At 48.7% G+C, this 20,675-nt stretch carries 24 protein-coding genes and 1 pseudogene; 22 read left to right on the top strand and 3 right to left on the bottom strand.

Annotated elements, in window-relative coordinates; all coding sequences use genetic code 11:
* Positions 1-45: 45 nt before the first annotated feature.
* The 5 genes from ADS79_RS25150 to ADS79_RS25130 are packed head-to-tail and all read left to right on the top strand — an operon-like array spanning position 46 to position 4,507.
* Complete coding sequence (locus tag ADS79_RS25150; RefSeq protein WP_236700099.1) at positions 46-864, top strand: ABC transporter permease; 819 nt, start codon at positions 46-48, stop codon at positions 862-864.
* Positions 861-1,658, top strand: a complete 798-nt coding sequence (locus ADS79_RS25145) for an ABC transporter permease (protein WP_049741212.1) — start codon at positions 861-863, stop codon at positions 1,656-1,658. Before ADS79_RS25150 ends, ADS79_RS25145 begins: the two co-directional genes overlap by 4 nt.
* On the top strand, positions 1,655-2,686 hold the full coding sequence (locus ADS79_RS25140; protein WP_049741211.1) for an ABC transporter ATP-binding protein: 1,032 nt from the start codon (positions 1,655-1,657) through the stop codon (positions 2,684-2,686). The genes ADS79_RS25145 and ADS79_RS25140 overlap by 4 nt, the downstream gene beginning before the upstream one ends.
* A gap of 13 nt (positions 2,687-2,699) precedes the next feature.
* Positions 2,700-3,503, top strand: coding sequence for a DeoR/GlpR family DNA-binding transcription regulator (locus ADS79_RS25135; protein WP_049741210.1), 804 nt, complete (start codon positions 2,700-2,702; stop codon positions 3,501-3,503).
* Complete coding sequence (locus ADS79_RS25130; RefSeq protein ID WP_049741209.1) at positions 3,500-4,507, top strand: histidinol phosphate phosphatase domain-containing protein; 1,008 nt, start codon at positions 3,500-3,502, stop codon at positions 4,505-4,507. Before ADS79_RS25135 ends, ADS79_RS25130 begins: the two co-directional genes overlap by 4 nt.
* A gap of 76 nt (positions 4,508-4,583) precedes the next feature.
* Here ADS79_RS25130 and ADS79_RS25125 read toward each other — a convergent pair whose 3' ends face one another.
* The 3 genes from ADS79_RS25125 to sigY all read right to left on the bottom strand — a co-directional run bounded on the left by ADS79_RS25125 (position 4,584) and on the right by sigY (position 6,359).
* On the bottom strand, positions 4,584-5,324 hold the full coding sequence (locus tag ADS79_RS25125; RefSeq protein WP_049741208.1) for a CPBP family intramembrane glutamic endopeptidase: 741 nt from the start codon (positions 5,322-5,324) through the stop codon (positions 4,584-4,586).
* 191 nt (positions 5,325-5,515) lie between these two features.
* Positions 5,516-5,842: a YxlC family protein gene (locus ADS79_RS25115; RefSeq protein WP_049741206.1), complete on the bottom strand. Its 327-nt coding sequence runs from the start codon at positions 5,840-5,842 to the stop codon at positions 5,516-5,518.
* Positions 5,823-6,359: an RNA polymerase sigma factor SigY gene (gene sigY / locus ADS79_RS25110; RefSeq protein ID WP_049741205.1), complete on the bottom strand. Its 537-nt coding sequence runs from the start codon at positions 6,357-6,359 to the stop codon at positions 5,823-5,825. Before sigY ends, ADS79_RS25115 begins: the two co-directional genes overlap by 20 nt.
* A 246-nt stretch (positions 6,360-6,605) precedes the next feature.
* Here sigY and ADS79_RS25105 point away from each other — a divergent pair, with 246 nt between their 5' ends.
* From ADS79_RS25105 to ADS79_RS25025, 17 genes and pseudogenes are all read left to right on the top strand, one after another.
* The gene (locus ADS79_RS25105; RefSeq protein ID WP_049741204.1) at positions 6,606-7,661 is read left to right on the top strand and encodes a putative 2-aminoethylphosphonate ABC transporter substrate-binding protein; all 1,056 of its coding nucleotides are present in this window, start codon (positions 6,606-6,608) and stop codon (positions 7,659-7,661) included.
* 54 nt (positions 7,662-7,715) lie between these two features.
* Complete coding sequence (locus ADS79_RS25100; RefSeq protein ID WP_049741203.1) at positions 7,716-8,774, top strand: putative 2-aminoethylphosphonate ABC transporter ATP-binding protein; 1,059 nt, start codon at positions 7,716-7,718, stop codon at positions 8,772-8,774.
* 1 nt (position 8,775) lies between these two features.
* Positions 8,776-10,478: pseudogene (locus ADS79_RS25095) on the top strand (putative 2-aminoethylphosphonate ABC transporter permease subunit).
* A gap of 131 nt (positions 10,479-10,609) precedes the next feature.
* The gene (gene phnX / locus ADS79_RS25090; RefSeq protein WP_049741202.1) at positions 10,610-11,404 is read left to right on the top strand and encodes a phosphonoacetaldehyde hydrolase; all 795 of its coding nucleotides are present in this window, start codon (positions 10,610-10,612) and stop codon (positions 11,402-11,404) included.
* 2 nt (positions 11,405-11,406) lie between these two features.
* The gene (gene phnW / locus ADS79_RS25085; RefSeq protein ID WP_049741201.1) at positions 11,407-12,519 is read left to right on the top strand and encodes a 2-aminoethylphosphonate--pyruvate transaminase; all 1,113 of its coding nucleotides are present in this window, start codon (positions 11,407-11,409) and stop codon (positions 12,517-12,519) included.
* A gap of 21 nt (positions 12,520-12,540) precedes the next feature.
* The gene (locus ADS79_RS25080) at positions 12,541-13,326 is read left to right on the top strand and encodes a DeoR/GlpR family DNA-binding transcription regulator (protein WP_049741200.1); all 786 of its coding nucleotides are present in this window, start codon (positions 12,541-12,543) and stop codon (positions 13,324-13,326) included.
* 179 nt (positions 13,327-13,505) lie between these two features.
* Positions 13,506-13,901: a BMC domain-containing protein gene (locus ADS79_RS25075; RefSeq protein WP_049741199.1), complete on the top strand. Its 396-nt coding sequence runs from the start codon at positions 13,506-13,508 to the stop codon at positions 13,899-13,901.
* A 2-nt stretch (positions 13,902-13,903) separates the two neighbouring features.
* Positions 13,904-14,179 (top strand): BMC domain-containing protein, encoded by a 276-nt coding sequence (locus tag ADS79_RS25070; RefSeq protein WP_049741198.1) that lies wholly within the window; start codon positions 13,904-13,906, stop codon positions 14,177-14,179.
* Between the two features lie 67 nt (positions 14,180-14,246).
* Positions 14,247-15,725, top strand: coding sequence for an acetaldehyde dehydrogenase (acetylating) (locus tag ADS79_RS25065; RefSeq protein WP_084766071.1), 1,479 nt, complete (start codon positions 14,247-14,249; stop codon positions 15,723-15,725).
* Positions 15,726-15,738: 13 nt separating this feature from the next.
* A complete protein-coding gene (locus ADS79_RS25060; protein WP_049741197.1) occupies positions 15,739-16,026 on the top strand; it encodes a BMC domain-containing protein in 288 nt (95 codons plus the stop codon).
* 11 nt (positions 16,027-16,037) lie between these two features.
* Positions 16,038-16,826, top strand: a complete 789-nt coding sequence (locus ADS79_RS25055) for a phosphate propanoyltransferase (protein WP_049741196.1) — start codon at positions 16,038-16,040, stop codon at positions 16,824-16,826.
* Between the two features lies 1 nt (position 16,827).
* On the top strand, positions 16,828-17,628 hold the full coding sequence (locus ADS79_RS25050; protein ID WP_049741195.1) for a hypothetical protein: 801 nt from the start codon (positions 16,828-16,830) through the stop codon (positions 17,626-17,628).
* A 12-nt stretch (positions 17,629-17,640) separates the two neighbouring features.
* Entirely contained in the window at positions 17,641-17,916 is a 276-nt protein-coding gene (locus tag ADS79_RS25045) for a EutN/CcmL family microcompartment protein (protein WP_049741194.1), read from the top strand.
* Positions 17,917-17,983: 67 nt separating this feature from the next.
* Positions 17,984-18,850 carry a DMT family transporter gene (locus ADS79_RS25040; protein ID WP_049741193.1) on the top strand — a complete coding sequence of 289 codons (867 nt, stop codon included), beginning with the start codon at positions 17,984-17,986 and terminating at the stop codon, positions 18,848-18,850.
* A gap of 172 nt (positions 18,851-19,022) precedes the next feature.
* Positions 19,023-19,601, top strand: coding sequence for a LysE family translocator (locus ADS79_RS25035; RefSeq protein WP_049741192.1), 579 nt, complete (start codon positions 19,023-19,025; stop codon positions 19,599-19,601).
* Positions 19,602-19,626: 25 nt separating this feature from the next.
* Positions 19,627-20,430, top strand: a complete 804-nt coding sequence (locus tag ADS79_RS25030; protein WP_049741191.1) for a helix-turn-helix domain-containing protein — start codon at positions 19,627-19,629, stop codon at positions 20,428-20,430.
* A 9-nt stretch (positions 20,431-20,439) separates the two neighbouring features.
* A complete protein-coding gene (locus ADS79_RS25025) occupies positions 20,440-20,673 on the top strand; it encodes an FAS1-like dehydratase domain-containing protein (protein WP_084766070.1) in 234 nt (77 codons plus the stop codon).
* Positions 20,674-20,675 lie beyond the last annotated feature (2 nt).

The raw sequence follows: 20,675 nt of genomic DNA, 5'->3' as shown, positions 1-20,675 counted from the left end.
GGAGGGGTTCACCTGAATATTCGAAAAAGCCACAAGTGGCTGTTGTTGTCCTTGCTGCCGTTTGCCTTTCTTGTCCTTTGCTTTGAATTATTGCCACTTCTCGTCATGGTTCTGGAAAGCTTCCGGGGTGATGGCGGAGTAGGCTGGGGCCTTGATCAATACACCAAGGCACTGACGAGCAAATATTATTTGCTTGGCCTTTCAAACAGCTTTTTCATTTCGTTGTGTGCGAGTGCGGTGGGAATTGTGGTTGCTCTGTTTGCAGCTTACTCGATTACGCGCTTTTCCCAGCGCACGCGCGATTTTCTGTTGATGCTGTCCAATATGACCTCGAACTTTTCGGGGGTTCCGCTTGCTTTTGCCTACATCATCATTTTGGGGAGCAACGGATTGTTTACTCTCTTGTTCAAGCAATTGGGCTGGACGACGCTGGCATCCATTGACTTGTTCAGCTGGTTTGGACTGGTGTGTGTTTATGTCTACTTTCAGATTCCGCTTGCGATTTTGCTCTTGTATCCGACTTATTACGGAATTCATCAGCAATGGAGAGAATCAGCTGCCTTGCTCGGAGCATCCACGGTCCAGTTTTGGCGCTATATTGGACTTCCGGTTATTCTGCCAGGGGTCGTAGGAACGTTCAGTATTTTGTTTGCCAATGCGATGGGAGCTTATGCGACTGCCTATGCACTGGTCGGAGGCAACTACAACCTGATTGCCATCCGAATCGGATCGCTCGTCGCCGGTGACGTCGCTGCCAGACCGGAGCTCGCTGGTGCACTCGCCGTCATTTTGGCGATCACGATGGTGACAGCTATGCTGATCAATGAATGGATGATGCGACGTGTCAGGAGGGAGCTCGGATGAAGCCTAACAAAGTGTTCCATGCTTCTCTGATCACGATCGTCATGATCTACTTGTTTATCCCATTGGTCGCGACGTTCTTGTATTCGATTTCGACGGACTGGTATCGGACGATTTTGCCAGAGGGATATACGCTTTCGTGGTACAAGGAGCTGTTTACCGATCCGCGCTTTTTAGACGCGATGCAGCGCACGCTGTTGGTTTGCTTTCTTGCGATTTGTATTAGTGTCACGGTGATGGTGCCAACAATTTTTATCGTAACGGTGTACTTCTCACGCTGGGAGCGGGCACTCCAGGGCTTGGTCATGCTGCCTTATGCGATACCTGGAGTCGTAGCTGCAGTCGGATTGATCAAGCTCTACTCGTCTGGACCGATTGTACTATCTGGAAGTATTTGGATATTGATCGGTGCCTACTTTGTTATCGTGCTCCCTTACATGTACCAGGGAATTCGCAACAGCATGCGCACCATCGATGCGATCAAGCTTGTGGAGGCAGCAGAGCTATTGGGTGCGAGCCGGATGCAGGCATTTTGGAAGGTCATCTTTCCCAACATTTTGACTGGGATTATCGTTTCGACGCTGCTGTCATTCTCCACGCTGTTTGGTGAGTTTGTGCTCGCCAACCTGTTAGTCGGAGGACACTACGAAACGATGCAGATTTACCTGATTCGCCGGATGTCGGAGAGCGGACATCTCACTAGTGCCATTGTCGTCACCTACTTTATCCTGCTGTTTGTTTTGTCAGGAATAGTGATGCGACTCGGCAAATCGTCGTCCAAGGAGGGAAGCAGATGAGCTATGTACAGATTGATCGCCTGAGTAAACGATTCAAGGAGACTGCTGTGTTGAACAAGGTTTCCCTCTCGATTGAAAAGGGCGAATTGATTACGCTGCTCGGTCCGAGTGGATGTGGTAAAAGTACGCTTTTGCGCTGCATCGCCGGTTTGACAGACGTTGAGGACGGGGGCAAAATCGTCGTAGGGGAAACAGACATCACGCAGCTTTCTCCAAAGGACAGGGAAGTCGGGATGGTGTTTCAATCCTACGCGCTGTTCCCCAATATGAATGTGTACGGCAACATTTGTTTTGGGCTGAAAATGAAAGGCGTGAAGAAAGAGGAGTACAAGGAGCGCGTGGAGCGAATTATCGATCTGGTTGATCTGCGCGGTCGTGAGAATTCATATCCGCACCAGCTCTCAGGTGGTCAGCAGCAGCGTGTGGCATTGGCACGCTCGCTCGTTGTTGAGCCCAAAATCCTGCTGCTGGACGAGCCGCTTAGTGCGCTGGATGCCAAGATCCGCAAAAGCCTGCAGACCGAGATCAGACGGATTCAGCAGGAGCTTTCGATCACAACGGTATTTGTTACGCATGATCAGGAAGAGGCACTGACGGTATCTGACCGTATTTTCGTAATGGATCATGGTAACATCGTACAGATCGGTACGCCAGAAGAGATCTACGCACATCCCGCGAGTGAGTTCGTTGCCCGCTTCATTGGAAACTATAATGTGATGAAGCGAGCAGAGATGACACAGCTCGTTGGAGAAATCACGATGGCAGGCGAAGCGTTTGCGATTCGTCCTGAGGTCATTTCTCTTGCGCCACTGGGCAATGATGCATCCACACAGTCAAAAAACGGCTGGTCAGTGGAGAGTGTCGTTCGCAGTATGACGTTAAAAGGAAATGTCATTCGTTATGAAGTAGAGGCAAAACATCAAAAAATGCAAGTGGATGTGCTCAATACGTCTGACAATCACTGGATTCGCGTAGGGACAACGGTGTTCATGCAGATACCGGCTGAAGAGTGCATCCCGTTACAATAAGGGAGCGTAGGGAATGTCCATCTCGGCTGAAGAAAGAAAAAAAGCCATCATCGAGGAACTGAATCTGTATGGAAAGGTAAAGGTGCTTTCTCTTGCAGAGCGACTGGAAGTATCGAGTGAAACGATTCGTCGCGATCTGGATGCATTGGAGCAGGTAAGGAGACTAAAGCGAGTTTACGGCGGAGCAGTCAAGGAGAACTACGCAGAAGGGGAGCCGCCCTATCAAGAGCGACAAGACATCAATCTGGCAGCCAAGCGGGCGATTGCACAGCATGCCGCAGAGCTGCTGGCTGATGGGGAAACAGTCGTGATCGATACGGGGACGACCATGCTGGAATTTGCCCGAATGATTCAGGGGCGCAAGCGTCTTACTGTGCTGACGAATTCACTGCCTGTAGCCGCGCTGCTTTCGGAAGCACTCAATCAGCATGTATTCACAGGCAAAGTCATCCTGCTTGGTGGGGAAGTGAACACAGAGCAGCAATCGATCAGCGGCCCGTTATGCGAAAAAATGCTGGAAACCTTCCATGTTGACAAAGCATTTATTTCAGTAGGAGGGATCTCCTTATCATCCGGGATCAGTGACTACGACATCAATGAGTCCATGATCTCCAAAACGATGGCGCGTGTATCCAAAGCGGTTTTTGTCTTGGCGGACCAGAGCAAAATCGGCGTGCAGGCTTTTTGCAAAATCATTTCGCTGGATGCAGTCGATGTCATTATTTCCGACCATGAAAAACCACCGTCCTGGGAAAGTGAACTGGAGAGAAAAGGGGTAACCTGGATGACGGTTGACACAATGGAGGGGAAAGCGTGAAAGTAGATTATCATGTACATCTGGAGGAAGGTCCATATTCCTTGCGATGGTGGAATCGCACAGCAGAAGCGTTGCTCCGCTTTCGCCAGCCTGCACGGGACAGACACACACGAGAATGGATGGAAGAGCTTGCGTCCTGGATGCATGAGCGGATCAACCGAGGAGCGTACTCTCGTGAATGGCTCGATCTGTACCGTGTTCGCGCCAAAGAGCTGGGGCTCTCCCATGTCGGGATCGTAGATCATCTCTACCGCTTTAAGGAATTCAAGCCTTACTTTGAACAACATATGCACCTGGAGGACGATGAGCTGGGGCGCATGCAGTGCATCTGGCTGGATCAGGTTTGCACCGACTCGATTGAGGAGTTCGTCGACTTTATTTTGGAGCAACAGCCTATCTGGGAAGCAGATGGAGTTTCATTGAAGCTGGGGATTGAGGCTGATTATTTTTCCGGTGGCAAGGAAGAGCTTGCTCCTATGATCGATCGCTATCCATGGGACCATGTAATTGGGTCCGTCCATTTTGTCAACGGCTGGGGATTTGACAACCCCGAAACAAAAGAACGGTTTGAGGACATTGATTTGCTGGCCCTCTATCAGCAGCAATTTCAAGTGGTCGAGGAAGCAATCTCATCTGGATTGTTTAACTTCGTGGCACATCTGGACAATTTGAAGGTGTTTGGCTATCGACCTGCTGAACACGAGCTTTTTCCGTATTACCAGCGTATCGCCCAGCTGTTAAAACAGCATGGAGTAGCGACAGAAATCAATACGGGACTGTTTTATCGTTATCCCGTCAAGGAAATGTGCCCTAGCTACAGCTTCCTGCAAATTTTGCGCGAGCATGGTGTACCAATCACAACTTCCTCTGACTCGCATTTTCCCGACGATTTGGGCAGCTACCTGGACGAAGCACGAGAAATCTTGCTTCAAGCAGGCTATCATGAAATCGTTACCTTTGAAAAACGAAAGCGAATATCCGTCGAGCTGTTGGACAAAAAATAAAAAATGGGTTTGCCCATAAAAAACCGCTATAAAAAAACTGCCTGGTCTGTTTGCGAAGACCTGGCAGTTTTTTCGTTTACGCAAGGATGACATGCAGCATCAGGTCTCCTGCCATATGAGCGATCATGGCGTATTCCAACCCTTTTTTCCAGTACAGCCAACCAAACAGGATACCGCCAAGCGCGTTCAAAAGGATGGCGCGAATGACAAGCAGCGATGTCAGCTCACCAAAAGCCTGAATCGTTGCCGGGAGATGGCCCAAGCCGAAGAGTACACTGGTCAGTAAAATTGCTACGATGTACATCCAGCTTCTCGTTTTTTTGCCAAACAGGCGATAAAACAACCAGACGAACAAAGTCATCAGTCCCAAGCGCAGCATCAATTCTTCCACAATGCCCCCATAAAAAATGGTCGTAAGTCCGAGCCAGTGAGAAGACTCGGGAACCTGAAGCTGTGGGATGCTCGGAACAAAGAGAAGCTGATCGAAAGTAGCAATCGCCAGGGAGACGATGATGCCTCCAAGAATGGCAAGGAGCACGTTACGATTTTCAAACCCATCATGCTCTTTGCGGTATGCCCAGCCTTTCCAAATCGATAGTTGCAAACCGACAGGAGCGGAGAGGCGAATACCCAGATAGCTCAAAAGCAGGGTGATGAGCGCTGTTTGAACGGCTGAGCTAATAAAAAGAATGGCTGGATGGACGGGAGCTGCTTCGGGAAGCGAAATGATTTGCAGCTGATACGGAATCATGATCAGGCTGGCCAAAAAGGCAATCACAGCAAAAATCAATGCGAGGCGAAAAGGTCTTTCCTTCATCTCACGTCCCCCTTTTTCTCCAAACTTTTCGGACGACGAGCAAATATACAAGCAGTGGAGTCGGGATGCTTGTTAATCCCCACAACCCCCAAAGCCACGGAAAGCGGCTTCTTTTTTTTGCATCCAAAAAAATCCATGAGCCTTGGATTGCAGCAATACTAAACAATAGGAGAAGCAGCCACCAGGGCACATCATGTGTTTGTGTCATGATTACCTACCCACCTTTTAGCAAGAATGAAGACAAGTGCGAGAATGGACAGCCCTTGAATGACGAAATAAAAAGCAGGTGCTTGTGTTTGGATAAAATAGAGTGTGGATAGCACGACAAGAGACACACCCCAGAAAGCGAACAGCTCGTAGCGAATGCGTTTTTTTGTGCGTTTGGTTGTTTCTGAAACGATGCTCTGAAAAAAGGCTGGGTCAGGGGTGGCAGACGGAAAGAGCTCATCCAGCTCATCCAGACCCTCTCGCATCTTCTGATACAACTGATCGTTGTCTTCATCCAGATGTTTGTTCATCGTCCAACCATTCCTTTCTCAATTGATTACTGGCATGATGCACGCGGGACTTGACCGTTCCTTCGCGAATATGCAGGATGTCTGCGATTTCTGCATAGGTGTACCCGTAATAATGCTTCAAAATGAGCGGAATGCGATACTCATCCGATAATGTCAGGAGGACTTCAAGGAATTCAGGCCAATCCCGATTTAGATTGCCCGCTGCCCATTTCATTTTGGAAATGGCTTTTTCTTTTTCTGTCCATCTTTTTTCAGTGTCCTTCTTTCGGAGGAAATCGATATATAGGCGGGAGCCAATCGTAATGAGCCAGCTGGAAAAGGCTGCACGCCCGTCATACCATGTGATTTTCTCGATCGCTTTGATTAAGGTCTCTTGTGTCAAATCCTCCGCCAAATACGGATTTACCGTGATTTTGAGGAGATAGCTTTTTAAAAAGGGGTAATGCTTCTGCAATAGCTCAGACAATGCCTGCTGGTTTCCTTTTTGGGCTTGTTTGATCAGGTCGCGTTCATCCATAGACGACGGAGCTCCTCTCGACGCATTCAACCTTATTACGATTAGCTTACCTCAATCGTTCATTTAGGCTTGTAATATTTTTTGTGAAAAAAGATTTGAAATGTTTAGACAATTGAATATATAATAAAAACAAAAAACAACTAAAAAACGGGAAAACAAACTAATTGATGTGGAATTGGTGTTGTCTTAACCGGAGGTCAGCTTGGAAGGGGAGAACGGATTAGAAACAAAAGGGGAGGGTTCTGGATGAAAAAATGGGTTAGCACGATCGTAGTGGGTGTACTGTCAGTGGGGCTTTTGGCAGGATGTGGACAATCATCTGGCTCCACAGGCGGAAAGGCAGGCTCGTCCGAACTGACAGTATACACAGCTTTGGAGGATGATCAGCTCAAAGCATATGTGGGAGCTTTTAACCAGGCGCATCCCGAGATCAAGCTGAACATCGTCAGGGATTCAACAGGTGTCATCGTAGCCAAGCTCATTGCCGAAAAAGAAAATCCACAAGCAGACGTGGTGTGGGGAACAGCGGCAACAGAACTACTGGGAGCAGAGTTCCAAGGTGTGCTGGAAGGCTATACACCAAAAGGAATTGAACGAATCTCGCCTGAATTCAAGGACGCCAAGGACCCGGCACATTGGGTGGGCATTGATGCATTTGAAACCGCATTTGTCGTAAATACGACGGAGCTGGAAAAACGCAATCTTCCTATCCCGCAATCCTATGCTGATTTGATCAAGCCAGAGTATAAAGGGCTGATCGTCATGCCGAATCCTTCTTCCTCTGGAACTGGCTTCTTCACTGTCGCAGCTTGGAAAGAGCTCTACGCTGATCAAGAAGCGTGGAACTACATGGATAAGCTCCATGAAAATATTGCCCTTTATACACACTCTGGTTCCAAGCCGGCAAAAATGGCAGCGGCTGGTGAGTATCCAATCGGCATCTCATTTGGCTACCGGGGGATTACTGAAAAGAAAAAGGGTGCTCCGCTTGAAGTCATCTTCCCTCCTGAAGGAGCTGGCTGGGATGTAGAAGCAAATGCCCTCGTGAAAAAAGCGCAGATCAAGCCGGAAGCAAAAGTATTCCTTGATTGGGCCATCTCGGACGAGGCGATGAAGGAATACAACAAAAATTTTGCGATTGTTACGGTTGATAACAAGAGTGCCGCACTCCCCGAAGGCTACACGAAAGAGCCCAGATCGCAGCTCATCCACAATGACCTGACCCAAACAGCAAAAGATCGCCCGGGAATCTTGGCTGAATGGGACAAACGCTACAGCACGAAAAGTGAGCCGAAGAACTAGATGCGGATCACCTTTCAAAACAAATTAGGCGAGAAGGGGAGAAGGGAGGAGCGTATGACAAAGCCATATTTAAGCATTCAAGCTGTTCGAAAAACGTTTGGCAAGTTTGTTGCCCTCACATCGATCGATATTGATATCCAAAAGAATGAGTTTATTTGCCTCTTAGGACCTAGCGGATGCGGGAAAACGACGTTGCTTCGAATATTGGCGGGATTGGAGCAGCCTTCGAGCGGAAAAATTATGGTGAACGACCGGGACATTACGGTTCTTCCGCCAGCCAAACGAAATTTTGGGATGATGTTTCAGTCTTACGCTCTTTTCCCCAATTTGACAGCAGCGCAAAATATCGCATACGGTCTGCAATCCAAAAAGATGTCCAAAAAGGATATTGAGGAAAAAGTACGGGAAGTGCTGGTGCTCATCGATCTGGAGCACATCCGCGATAAATATCCGACCCAGCTGTCAGGCGGGCAGCAGCAGCGTGTTGCCTTGGCCCGTGCCATCGCACTGTCACCGGACTTTCTGCTATTGGATGAGCCATTATCTGCTCTGGATGCCAAAGTGCGGCTCAAGCTGCGTCGGGAGCTCAGAATTTTGCATGAGAAAATCGGAATTACAACGATAATGGTTACCCATGATCAGGAGGAAGCACTGACGATGGCAGACCGTATCGTAGTCATGAACAATGCGGAGGTGGTGCAGGTAGGCACTCCGCAGGAAATTTACGAAAAGCCGAACAGTCCGTTTGTGGCAGACTTTATCGGAGCGATCAACTTTTTGGAAGAATCCGTGTTTACAGGAAACAAGATCGGTCAGGATCGACTGTTTGCGATTCGTCCGGAAAACATTCATCTGATGGACCCAGCTGCAGAATACAGTATGAAGGCAGTCGTACAGGATATGGAGTTTCGTGGGTCATTTTATCGCGTGACCATGCAATTGCTCAACCAGCAAAAAGGGCTGTTGCCGCAGCTCGTCACCATTGATTTGCCAGTACAGCAAACCCATCGTCTGGGCCTTATGCGCGAGAAGCAGGTTGCTTTTGAAATGCCACTCGAAAACCTGATCTCGTTTGACCAGGCTGCTGTGACGAAAAAGACGGGGAGTGATTAAAATGAGCACTCGAACCGTTCGACAAAAGATGGGCAAGGACGAGTGGCTGCAAAAAATCTTGATTGCAAGTATTGTGATTGTCCTGTTTGTCAGCGTTCTTTTGCCGCTGGGAGATTTGTTCAGCAAAGCCTTCATCAATGAGATGGGCGAATATATCGGCCTAGCCAACTTCGTCAAATACTTCGCCACTCCTGCGCTGGTTCAATCGTTCTCCAACACCATGTACGTATCAGGAGTGACGACGATTCTTTCTGTGACACTCGCGTTTCTATACGCCTTTGCTCTGACGCGAACCGATATGCGGGGGAAAGTATTTTTCCGTTATGTAGCTCTGTTGCCGCTTTTTGCACCGACGATGATGCATGGGATTGCCCTGACGTACTTGTTTGGAAATCAGGGCATACTCACAACCGGATTTTTTGGACTTTTCCCCGGCTTTAACCTGGAGCTGTATGGCCCGCTGGGGATTATCCTCTCCGAGATGTTTTATACGTTTCCGCAGAGGCGTATCTCATCATGGCAGTATCTCTCGCTTTTGCTGACTACAATCTGTACGAAGCAGCAGAGACGATGGGGGCAGGCAAGCTGCGAAAGTTTTTGACAGTGACGCTGCCCAATGTGAAGTACGGGCTGATCAGCGCGATTTTCGTCTGCTTTACCTTGAGCTTTACTGACTTCGGAGCGCCAAAGGTAGTAGGTGGACAATTCAACGTACTGGCGACTGATATTTACAAGCAGGTGATCGGGCAGCAAAACACGACGATGGGGGCGACAGTCGGGATCATCCTGATTATTCCGGCGATCCTCGCGTTTATCGTAGACCGAATCGTAGAGCGGAAGCAAAACTCCGCGGTAACTGCCAAATCGACGCCGTACAAAATCACATCACAGCGCGGACGGGATCTTTCCTTCTTTATCTACTGCTCGCTCATTACCGTCTCGATCTTTTTGATGCTGGGGACTGTGATCTTTGCGTCAATGGTCAAGGTCTGGCCGTATGACTTGACGATCTCGCTTACGCATTACGACTTTTCCAAAGTAGCCGGGGAAGGGATGCAGCCATTCTGGAACAGCCTGCTCGTTGCCTTTTACAGTGCGGTGATTGGAACGATTGTGACGTTTATCAATGCGTATTTGATTGAGAAAACACGGTTTATGAAAGGGCTGCGGCAAATTGGCTATTTTCTCTCGATCCTGCCGCTTGCCTTGCCGGGATTGGTGATCGGTCTTGCCTATATCTTTTTCTTCAACCATCCTGCCAACCCGTTGAACTGGATGTACGGCACGATTCTCATCCTGATTCTGGCTAACCTGATCCATTTTTACGCCGTTCCGTTTATTACCGCTACCACTGCGTTGAAAAAACTGGATAAGGAATTCGAGCTTGTCTCTGAGTCGATGGGTGTTCCGTTCTACATCACCTTTTGGAAGGTAACGGTACCGATGTCACTGCCAGCGATTCTGGAAATTGCCGTCTATTACTTCATTAACTCCATGGTAACAATCTCTGCTGTCGTCTTCCTCTATTCAGCCGACTTCAAGCTGGCGTCCGTATCGATTGTCAACATGGATGATGCGGGAGATGTCGCACCAGCTGCGGCGATGTCCGTCCTGATCGTTTTGACCAACGTGCTGGTGCGGATCTTTTATGAAGTCGGAACGAATAAGCTGAGGACGAAAACACAGAGATGGCAAAAGCGATAAGAAAACCTCTATCGAGGCTTCCTCAAGGAGGAGCGACCGCGTTTTTGTGGATAGTTATTCTTGCTAAATCAGGATGCGGATACGTGAAGTTTATCCTTTTCTGATTGAGTGACAAAGGTGGGAGAGAGAGCATGATTCAAGCAGTGATTTTTGACTGGGCTGGAACAACCGTTGACTATGGATGCTTTGCGCCACTGGATGTGTTTTTGGAGGTATTCAAAAAGCGCGGGCTCGAGGTTACCCACGCAGAAGCACGCGAGCCGATGGGGATGCTCAAGTGGGATCACATCGACACGATGCTGAAAATGGAGCGCATTCAGGAGCTGTGGCGAGCAAAATACGGCAGGCTCCCCGAGAAAAAGGATGTCGACATGCTGTATGCCGACTTCGAGCCGATGCTATTCTCGATTCTGAAAAACTACGTAACTCCGATTCCAGGTGTGCTGGAGCTGGTGGCACGGCTGCGAGCTGCGGGAATCAAGATTGGCTCGACTACGGGGTACACAGCGGAGATGATGGCTGTCGTGGCTCCCGCAGCCAAGAAGCTCGGCTATTGGCCAGATTCGATGGTCACTCCGAGCGAAATGCCGGCGGGTCGTCCGTTGCCGTGGATGTGCTACCAAAACGCGATCAATCTGGACGTTCACCCAATGAAGCACATCATTAAAGTAGGCGATACGACGAGTGATGTGAAAGAAGCCGTCGCAGCAGGTACATGGGCTGTGGGCGTGATCAAAGGCGGCAGTGAGCTGGGCATGACCGAGCGAGAAGTGCTGGAGTGTGATCCTGACGAGCTGGCGGACCGAATGGAGGTCGTAGCAAAACGATTCAAAGCTGTTGGAGCTGATTATGTGATCGAAACGATTGGTGAGCTGGATTCGCTGATTCCCAAAATCAACCTGCGCCTTGCGCAAAAGGAGAGATAATCATGAACCTCACACAATTGCCTGATAATCCGTACTTGCTCTTGACTCCTGGACCACTGTCAACATCAAAAGGAGTAAAGGCTGCCATGCTGCGCGACTGGTGCACATGGGATAACGAATACAACGATCTGGTTCAAAGTCTGCGTGCAAAGCTGGTCAGTCTGGGCGGACGCAATCATGATGATTATACGACCGTCCTCATGCAGGGAAGCGGCACTTTTTCTGTAGAGGCTGTCATTGGCTCGGTCGTGCCGGAAGATGGCAAGCTGGTTGTCTTGACAAACGGTGCCTATGGAAACCGCATTGCGCAAATCTCCAAGGTGCTCAAGGTCAATACGGTTGTGGTTGACTTTGGGGAAGTCGGTCAGGCTGAGCCGGAAAAGCTGCGCGAGGTGCTGGAGGGCGACCCGGAGATTACGCATGTCGCTGTCGTTCACTGCGAGACGACCACAGGGATGCTCAATCCTATCGAAGAGATCGGAAAAGTAGTCAAATCGTTTGGCAAGATATACATCGTGGATGCGATGAGCAGCTTCGGTGGGGTCGCGCTTGATGTGGCAGATTTGCAGATTGACTATTTGGTCAGCAGCGCAAATAAATGCATCCAGGGCGTTCCGGGCTTCGGCTTCATTCTGGCTAAAACCGAGGAGCTGAAAAAATGCAAAGGGCAAGCACGCTCGCTCTCGCTCGACTTGTACGATCAATGGGAGACGATGGAAAAATATAACGGAAAGTGGCGTTTCACCTCTCCAACCCACGTAGTGCGCGCATTTTACCAAGCGATGCTGGAGCTTGCGGAAGAAGGCGGCATCGAGAAACGGCAGGTTCGCTACCGCGAGAATCAGCGCATATTGGTAGAGGGCATGGAAGCGATCGGTTTTCGCGCGCTGCTGCCAAAAGAATGGCAGTCACCAATCATTACGTCCTTTTACTTTCCGGAAAGCCCACAGTTTACGTTTGCAGCGTTTTATGAACGGTTGAAAAAAGAAGGCTTTGTGTTGTACCCGGGGAAAATTTCGCACGCAGACACGTTCCGGATCGGAAATATCGGGGAGGTCTACCCGCATGATATGAAAAATCTGGTGCAGGCCATTGAGAACAATATTTTCTGGTAAACACGCAGGAGGACTTCAGCTATGTCACTAGTGGGGGAAGAACGCAAAGACGCGATTATGAACCTACTGAATTACGCCGGTAAGGTCAGGACCAACGAGCTGGTAGAGAAGCTGCAAGTGTCCTCGGAGACGATCAGGCGATATTTGGAGGAGCTGGAAAATGAAAATCAGCTCAAACGTGTGTATGGCGGTGCCATCAAAATTAATTACGAGAGAGAGGAGCCATCTCATCTGATGCGGGAGGTTTCCCATGCAGAGGAGAAAAAGCGAATTGGCCGTGCAGCTGCAAATCTCGTACAGGATAATGACGTCCTGGTCATCGACGATGGAACAACGACACTGCATATGCTCCCGTTTTTGATGAATCGCAGAAATCTGAAGCTGATCACCATCTCGGTACCTGCGCTCAATTTGTTGATGGAGTACCACAATAAGGAGCTTTTTACAGGGGAGATCTATTTCATTGGCGGAAAGGTTCAATCCAAGCATTTTCGCACGGCAGGTACGCTGGCTGAAAACATGATGCAAAACTTTTTCGTCGACAAGGCGTTCATTTCGATTGACGGGATTTTGGCCCAGCATGGCATTTCCAGCTATGATTGCGAAAAAGCGATGATTGCCAAGCGGATTATCGAGAATTCCAAGGAAAATATCGTTTTGACGGATCACTCCAAAATCGGCATCAGCACCTTCTACAAGGTGGCTGACTTGAAAGAGATTGATACGGTAATCAGCGATGTACCAGCACCGAAGGAATGGGAGGGTGAGCTGGAAGCAAAAGGTGTCGATTGGTTAGTAGCGGACTGAAGAAAGGGGCAGGAAGTAGATGCTCTTCATTTTTTGGACCAAGACACAACCAATATCAACTAAAACAACATAAAAACAAATTCTTAACTTGAAATTGACTCTCGTTCGCATTATTTTCAGAGTATCGAATCTATTTTTTGTTGAACGAAATGTGAAGATGAGGAAAGGGTGAAATCCAGATGCTAGAAAACGGTTACGCCTTGGGGATGATTGAAACCGTGGGTTTTCCTGCCCTTGTTGCAGCGACAGACGCAGCAGCCAAAGCCGCCGATGTCCGCTGCGTGACCTATCAGGGAGCGGATGCGGGGATTGTCACCATCTATATCGTGGGCGATGTAGCTTCTGTTACGGCAGCGGTAGCGGTGGGCGAGGCAGAAGCAAGACGAGTGGGTCAGCTTCGTCACTCCAGAGTCATTCCCCGTCCTGATCGAAGTGTAATGCAAATGGTTTTGCAGCAATTGGAACAAGAGAAGTCCAGGCAGGCTACTTCCAAGCCAGCGGGAAAAGCAGGAGACAAGCAGAAAAATGCGCAGAGTACACCAATAACCACAACACAAGCAAGCAAGGAGGAATAGTCATGGGTGATGCATTGGGAATGGTAGAAACAAAAGGACTGATCGGTGCGGTAGAGGCTGCTGATGCGATGGTCAAGGCAGCGAATGTAAAGCTTGTCGGTAAGGTGCATGTAGGGGGCGGGCTGGTTACCGTCATGGTTCGAGGTGATGTAGGAGCGGTAAAGGCATCTACAGACGCTGGAGCAGCCGCAGCGGAAAAGGTGGGGGAGCTGGTTTCTGTCCACGTCATTCCACGTCCGCACTCTGATATTGAGCTGATTTTGCCAAAGCTGGAGTAGAGCTATTGCTTGTACCTTCTCAAAAGAAACGGATCCGCAAACGGCTGAAAAGAGGTGACGGTATATCGTGATGCTAGACGTAGATTTGCAATCTGTCCAGGAAGTAAGACAATCTTTGCTTACAGCCAAGCAAGCGCAGAAACGACTGCAAGCCATGTCGCAAAATCAAATCGATCAAATCGTTCAGGGCATGGCGGAGGCTGCAAAAGTAGAAGCAGGTCGCTTGGCAGCAATGGCCGTTGATGAAACAGGCTACGGACGAGTAGCGGATAAAACAGCGAAAAACTTGTTCGCAGCAAACGATGTCTATCAGGCAATCAAAGAAATGAAGACAGTAGGAATCATCCGCAGGGACGAGCAAAACCGGGTTTGGGAAGTCGCACAGCCTGTTGGTGTCATCGCGGGGATCGTGCCTTCAACCAATCCGACCTCGACCGTTATTTTCAAGGCATTGATCAGCGTAAAGGCGGGGAATGCGATCGTATTTTCTCCGCATCCACAAGCAGCCACGTGTACAAAAGAGACAGCAAAAATTATGCAGGCAGCGGCGGAGCGGGCAGGAGCTCCGGCAGGACTGATCTCTTGCATTACCCAGCCAACACTCGCTGCTTCCCAGGAGCTGATGGGAAATGTGTGCACGGATGTCATCCTGGCAACTGGTGGAACCGCGATGGTTAAAGCAGCCTACAGCAGTGGCAAGCCCGCTTTTGGCGTAGGACCTGGCAATGTGCCTGTCTACATTCATGCGAGTGCTGACATTGCTACGGCGATTCGCCAAATTGTACAGAGCAAGACATTTGATTATGGAACGATTTGCGCTTCGGAGCAGGCTCTCGTCGTCGACAAGACGATCAAACGCAAGGTTGTAGCGGAGCTGAAGCGCAACGGGGCGTATTTTCTCGATGATCATGAAACAAAGCGTGTAGCGGCTGTTATCATGAAAGGCAATGGACTGAATCCTGCTATCGTTGGGAAGTCACCGCAGGCAATTGCTGAGCTGGCCGGGATTATCGTGCCAGAGGATGCCCAGCTGTTGATGGCAGAAGAAACCGGAATCGGGCGAGAATTCCCGTTTTCAATCGAGAAGCTGGCTCCGATTTTGACACTCTATACGGTATCGGATAGCCAGGAAGCGAGCCACCTTTGCAACAAGCTGCTGGAATTTGGCGGCCTCGGTCATACGCTCGGCATTCATTGTCAGGATGCTCAGGTGATCGAATCATTCGCGGTTGATAAGCCAGCCTCACGTATTGTGGTCAATTCAGGCACGACGTTTGGTGGAATCGGGGCAACTACCGGCATCTTGCCATCGCTTACGCTTGGGTGCGGTTCCTTTGGCAACAATGTGACCTCGGATAATATCGGCCCACAGCATTTAATGAATATCAAGCGCGTCGCCTTTGGGCTGCGAGAAATGAAGCTGGAGGCAGCAGCCCAATTGACTCCGGCTGTGACCACGGCTCCGGCGTCACCTGCAATCAGTAGAGACGAAATCGCGGAAATCATTAAAAGCGTGCTTCTGGAATTGCAATCTTCCAATCGGTAAGGAGGTATAAGGGATGGCAGGAGAATGGGCAGCACTCGGCATGGTGGAAACAAAAGGGTTGATCGGAGCAGTAGAGGCAGCCGATGCCATGGTAAAAGCGGCGAATGTCAAGCTGATCGGAAAAGTACATGTAGGGGGCGGGCTTGTGACCGTGATGGTCCGCGGAGACGTGGGGGCGGTCAAAGCATCGACGGATGCAGGCGCAGAAGCAGCACAAAAGGTGGGGGAGCTGAAATCTGTGCATGTCATTCCGCGACCGCATTCTGATATCGAGCTGATCCTTCCGAAGCTGGAAGGGTAAATCACTAGCCTATGGCTGTCATTACAGAAACCACACTGCGGGCTATGCTGCGAACAGGGGTCCCCAATCCCTTCGTGGTTCACGCAGAGGACAGATTTACCCCGGCTGCAACCGATTTTTTAAAGGGGAGAGGGATTCGCGTGGAAGTGCTCGGATCAGCGAACGCTTTTTCAGGCGGGAGTGAAGGAGCTTTGGAGCAGACCATTCCGGTCGGAGTATCCAATCGCCACATCCACCTGGCAACGGAGGATGTAGAAAGACTTTTTGGCGCAGGCTACAAGCTCACTCCTCTGCGTGCACTCTCTCAGACGGGGCAGTTCGCTGCGACAGAAACGGTAACACTGCTAGGACCAAAAGGATTGATGAAGGATGTGCGGATTCTGGGCCCGGCAAGAGGAGTAAGCCAGGTAGAAATCTCTCGGACGGATGGATTTTCGCTAGGAATCCACCCTCCTGTTCGAATGTCTGGCTCTTTGGAAGCTACACCAGGTATTACGCTTATTGGTCCTGCTGGCTGTGTCGTATTGGAATCGGGTGTCATTGTGGCGAAATGTCATGTGCACATGTCTGACCTGGATGCCAGAGCCTTTCACGTTCAGGATGGAGACAGTCTGATGCTGCAAATGCTCGGGGAGCGCACACTGATTTTCCCGAATGTGACGGTGAGGGTCAGCCCGCGGTATACACTCGATTTTCATATTGATCTCGATGAAGCGAATGCAGCTAGCCTCAAAACAGGTGACAAGGTGCGCTTGCTTGGGAAAAATGGCAAGCTCTTTTCCTCAGCAGGGAGGTGTTAGAATGGATATGAGGCAAATGATCGAGTCGATCACGAGAGAAATTTTGCAATCAATGAAATCGGAAACGCAGCAGGAGAAACGGGAAAAGTGGTTGTATATCTTCTGTGACAGCAGGGCGCACGAGTCGTTTGAGGACCAGTTTATCGCCTTGCAAAACAATGGGATATGCCACGATATTTTGTTTCTGGATGGAGAAACGTCTTCGTGGCTGGGGATGCACCGGATCGAGTGTGGGGGAGCAGGCAAGCTCATCACTGCTGACGAATATGCCCCGATTCCTTTGGAAGTGCCCAAAGAGTATGCCGGTGTCATCCTTCCCGAAATGGATTTGGATAACGCAGCACGCGTGGCAGCAGGCATGAAGGGAACGATCAAGGCGGAGATCATCTTTTCGGCACTCGTACTGGGAAAGCCGGTATTAGTGGGTGAGGATGTACCCGGTTTGAAGCGAGCCGATCGGCGCACTTTGAAGACCCTGACCTTGCCGAAGCCGTATCAACAGCTCTTTTTGCGACATGTCAATGAAATGAAGGAGCTCGGAGTAGAGTTTTACCCACAAAAGCAGCTGGCTGATGCGGTCATTCGAAAAAGTATGGCAAACAGGCGAAGCGAGAGGACAGAGGCGGCGGCAGGTTCGGAAGGGCAGGTCGCTCCCTCGGCCAAGCTGCTGACCGCGGACTGGGTAAAAGCGCAAGAGGAATTCCCGGATGGAGGCCTTGTTCTGCGACCAGGTACGATTGTCTCTCCTTTGGCGCAGGATATGCTGAGGGAAAAAGGAATCGCTGTCCACTACGAGAAGTAAAGGGGGAGCGCCATGTTTTTGGGAAAAGTGATCGGCAGTGTCTGGTCCACACAAAAAGAGGAGGGTATGGAGAATCTCAAGCTGTTGATTGTCCAGCCCATTGACTGGAATGAAAAGGAAGGTGGACAAACGGTGATTGCAGCAGACCGCATCGGAGCGGGCTTTGGCGAAAAGGTCATCGTTTCGAGCGGTACTCCTGCGCGGATCATTTTTCACAACAAGATGGTCCCCATCGACGCCGTCATCGTTGGGATCGTGGATTCCTATGAAGTGCCACAAGAGAACTAGGCAAGGGTAGGTGTGGTCTGTACAGACTGCACCTTTTGCCATTTACAAAAAGAGAGCTGGGAGAAGGATGTCCACCACCATTTTGCTGATTTTGTTATTTGCAGCGGTTTGCCATGCGATTTGGAATGCCCTGTCCAAGAAGATTGAGGAGCGAGACGCCTTTTTTACCCTGATTTTAGGGGCTTCTGTTATTTTGTATTTTCCACTTGCCGTCTACCTGTGGCAGACCTCCTCCTTTCCGCCGGGAGCGATCAAATGGCTGTTGCTGAGCATTTGCTCGGAGGTTTTGTATTTTGTAGCTTTAGGCAAGGCGTATAAGACAAATCATTTGAGCTATGCGTATCCGATTTTGCGTGGTACAGCTCCTATCGTGACCACCATTATAAGCACGCTTTTTATCGGCACAGCGATTGCCTGGACTGGATTTGTGGGAATTTTAGTAATTGTAGCAGGTGTTGTCTTCATGAATCAGCGCACCTTTTCGTTTCGGGAGCTTAGTCATCTCGTCAAGGATTGGGGCAATATGAAGTGGGTGTTTTTAGCAGGGAGCTTTTCAGCGTGCAGCAGCATAGTCGATGGCATGGGGGCATCCATGATGTCGGGTCTGCTGTTCAAATACTTCGTGTTCTTCGGGATGTTTGCAGGAAAGTGGATCATTGACCGCAGAGCAGAAATCAAGGTGTCCTATGTGGCACTGATCAAACGCTACCCGTGGCATACGCTGGCGGGAGGACTCTTTGTGTTTGTGTCCAATTCGTTGGCGGTTTACGCGATGCAGACGACGCCTGTTACCTATGTCGCGTCTGTGAGGGAAATCAGCATCGTTTTTGCGACTCTCATCGGAGTGATTTGGCTCAAGGAAAAGGTCGGGGTGGTCAAATGGGTGTCGATTGGGATGATTTTGGCCGGGGTCGTGATTATTAAGCTGAGTTAGTCGGGGAAATAGTGAGGCTGCTGGTGTTCATGCCAGCAGCCTTTGTGTATATGCCTGTCACATCCTGAATTTATCAGGTGAAGGAACAGAAACAACCTGCAATAATGTACTATATGCCTTTTTATTTTTGGATGTAGATTATATGAGAACACACTTTGAAGGGAGACTTCTCATGTATCTTACATCCTTGTTTATATACTGTTTTATCGTTACGTTTACACCAGGGCCTACGAATATTGTCATTTTATCCACAGTAAACAATTTTGGTACCAAAAAGGCAATGCGATATACATTTGGAGCGACAATTGCCTTCGGTTTCTTACTTGTTATTTCTGCTCTATTGAATACCATGCTGATCACGGTTGTTCCTAAGATTTTACTTGTCATGCAGATCATTGGAAGCTTTTATATGTTCTATCTCGCTTATCAAATTTACAAAATGGATACATCAAAAACTACAGCTGAGAAGCATACGGGTACTTTTCTATCAGGCTTTCTTATGCAGTTTTTAAACCCGAAGGTAGTCCTTTTTACCATGACGGTCATTCCTAGCTATGTAATGCCCCACTATCAGGAAGCATCTGAAGTGTCAATGAGTGTGATCGCGATTACTTTCGTTGGATTTTTAGCGTTTGTCACTTGGGTTGCTTTCGGTACCATTTTCAAAAAGTTTTTACAGAAGCATAAAAAGAGCGTGAATGGAATCATGGCGTTATTTTTGGCTTTAGCTGCCATTATGATTTGGATATAGGGAAGCTGGCGATGAGGTGAATGAGATGGAGAAGTTTATCTATAAAAAAGCAGCAGGGATTACTGCATTATCAGCAAGTATGACCGATTTTACGTATAAAAAGCACTCTCACAAGGAGTATGCGATTGGCGTAACCTTGCGTGGTATCCAAGAATATAATCTGGACGGTAGTTTACAGTTATCCTATCAAAATGGTGTCATGCTTTTTCATCCAGAACAGGCACATGACGGAATGGCACACGATGAAACGGGCCTTGATTATGTCATGTTATATATTGATCCACAACTTTTTCTAGAGATTACGGAGAAAAAGGACATCGTGCGTTTTTCAACCCCGATTGTCTATGATGGCAGACTTGAACAGAAAGTATTAAATTTATCTCATGCTATCATGAATGAAAAAGATGAGGCTTTGTGCAATGAATTACTCGTTTCTCTTACGGATAGCCTCGTTCATACGAATCTATCTTCCGACTATAAAAAAGATGACCCGCTCATGAGCAAGGCAAAGGAGATGCTGGGTACCAGCTTAGATCATGTACGCAAGCTGGATGAGGTATGCATAGAGCTTCAATTATCAAAGTTTCAGTTTATCCGAATGTTCAAGGCTCATACCGGAATTTCACCCTACCAATACTTTCTTAATTGCAAGATTGAACGTGCAAAGCAGTTAATAGAAAAAAAGCGAGATGTTTATTTGGCAGTAGCGGAATGTGGCTTTGTTGATTTAACGCATTTGAATAAACATTTTAAAAGCGTGTATGGAACAACTGCATTTGAATATTTGTCACATGTAAATGGTGGAGGACGTCTGCAGTTTCAATCATGAAGCATTTTTATGACGGGGGAGATCACTATGTCGTTACAAGTAGGCGATCATAACGTACTTGCCCGGACGATGAATTTTGAGTTCGTAAGACCTGTATTTACGGGGGATACCATTGTGTGTGAAGTAACCATTGAGGAATTTGAAAAGCAAGAAAATCGAACAACGATTCGAGCATCTTTCGTATGTATCAATCAGAATCAGAAAGAAGTTTTGACAGGGAATTTTTCAGGAGTAATCCTATAAAC

Source organism: Brevibacillus reuszeri (assembly GCF_001187725.1).
GTDB lineage: Bacteria > Bacillota > Bacilli > Brevibacillales > Brevibacillaceae > Brevibacillus > Brevibacillus reuszeri.
The sequence above is the reverse complement of the archived record's forward strand: the minus strand, read 5'-3'. Positions and strand labels throughout refer to the sequence as shown.

What these genes read in the sequence shown, in the direction of transcription:
- ADS79_RS25070 (WP_049741198.1), top strand. Translation starts at nt 13,904, where the DNA reads ATGGGTGATGCATTGGGAATGGTAGAAACAAAAGGACTGATCGGTGCG.
- phnW (WP_049741201.1), top strand. Translation starts at nt 11,407, where the DNA reads ATGAACCTCACACAATTGCCTGATAATCCGTACTTGCTCTTGACTCCT.
- phnX (WP_049741202.1), top strand. Translation starts at nt 10,610, where the DNA reads ATGATTCAAGCAGTGATTTTTGACTGGGCTGGAACAACCGTTGACTAT.
- ADS79_RS25140 (WP_049741211.1), top strand. Translation starts at nt 1,655, where the DNA reads ATGAGCTATGTACAGATTGATCGCCTGAGTAAACGATTCAAGGAGACT.
- sigY (WP_049741205.1), bottom strand. Translation starts at nt 6,359, where the DNA reads ATGGATGAACGCGACCTGATCAAACAAGCCCAAAAAGGAAACCAGCAG.
- ADS79_RS25145 (WP_049741212.1), top strand. Translation starts at nt 861, where the DNA reads ATGAAGCCTAACAAAGTGTTCCATGCTTCTCTGATCACGATCGTCATG.
- ADS79_RS25105 (WP_049741204.1), top strand. Translation starts at nt 6,606, where the DNA reads ATGAAAAAATGGGTTAGCACGATCGTAGTGGGTGTACTGTCAGTGGGG.
- ADS79_RS25100 (WP_049741203.1), top strand. Translation starts at nt 7,716, where the DNA reads ATGACAAAGCCATATTTAAGCATTCAAGCTGTTCGAAAAACGTTTGGC.
- ADS79_RS25055 (WP_049741196.1), top strand. Translation starts at nt 16,038, where the DNA reads ATGGCTGTCATTACAGAAACCACACTGCGGGCTATGCTGCGAACAGGG.
- ADS79_RS25075 (WP_049741199.1), top strand. Translation starts at nt 13,506, where the DNA reads ATGCTAGAAAACGGTTACGCCTTGGGGATGATTGAAACCGTGGGTTTT.
- ADS79_RS25040 (WP_049741193.1), top strand. Translation starts at nt 17,984, where the DNA reads ATGTCCACCACCATTTTGCTGATTTTGTTATTTGCAGCGGTTTGCCAT.
- ADS79_RS25125 (WP_049741208.1), bottom strand. Translation starts at nt 5,324, where the DNA reads ATGAAGGAAAGACCTTTTCGCCTCGCATTGATTTTTGCTGTGATTGCC.
- ADS79_RS25045 (WP_049741194.1), top strand. Translation starts at nt 17,641, where the DNA reads ATGTTTTTGGGAAAAGTGATCGGCAGTGTCTGGTCCACACAAAAAGAG.
- ADS79_RS25035 (WP_049741192.1), top strand. Translation starts at nt 19,023, where the DNA reads ATGTATCTTACATCCTTGTTTATATACTGTTTTATCGTTACGTTTACA.
- ADS79_RS25030 (WP_049741191.1), top strand. Translation starts at nt 19,627, where the DNA reads ATGGAGAAGTTTATCTATAAAAAAGCAGCAGGGATTACTGCATTATCA.
- ADS79_RS25135 (WP_049741210.1), top strand. Translation starts at nt 2,700, where the DNA reads ATGTCCATCTCGGCTGAAGAAAGAAAAAAAGCCATCATCGAGGAACTG.
- ADS79_RS25115 (WP_049741206.1), bottom strand. Translation starts at nt 5,842, where the DNA reads ATGAACAAACATCTGGATGAAGACAACGATCAGTTGTATCAGAAGATG.
- ADS79_RS25060 (WP_049741197.1), top strand. Translation starts at nt 15,739, where the DNA reads ATGGCAGGAGAATGGGCAGCACTCGGCATGGTGGAAACAAAAGGGTTG.
- ADS79_RS25050 (WP_049741195.1), top strand. Translation starts at nt 16,828, where the DNA reads ATGGATATGAGGCAAATGATCGAGTCGATCACGAGAGAAATTTTGCAA.
- ADS79_RS25080 (WP_049741200.1), top strand. Translation starts at nt 12,541, where the DNA reads ATGTCACTAGTGGGGGAAGAACGCAAAGACGCGATTATGAACCTACTG.
- ADS79_RS25025 (WP_084766070.1), top strand. Translation starts at nt 20,440, where the DNA reads ATGACGGGGGAGATCACTATGTCGTTACAAGTAGGCGATCATAACGTA.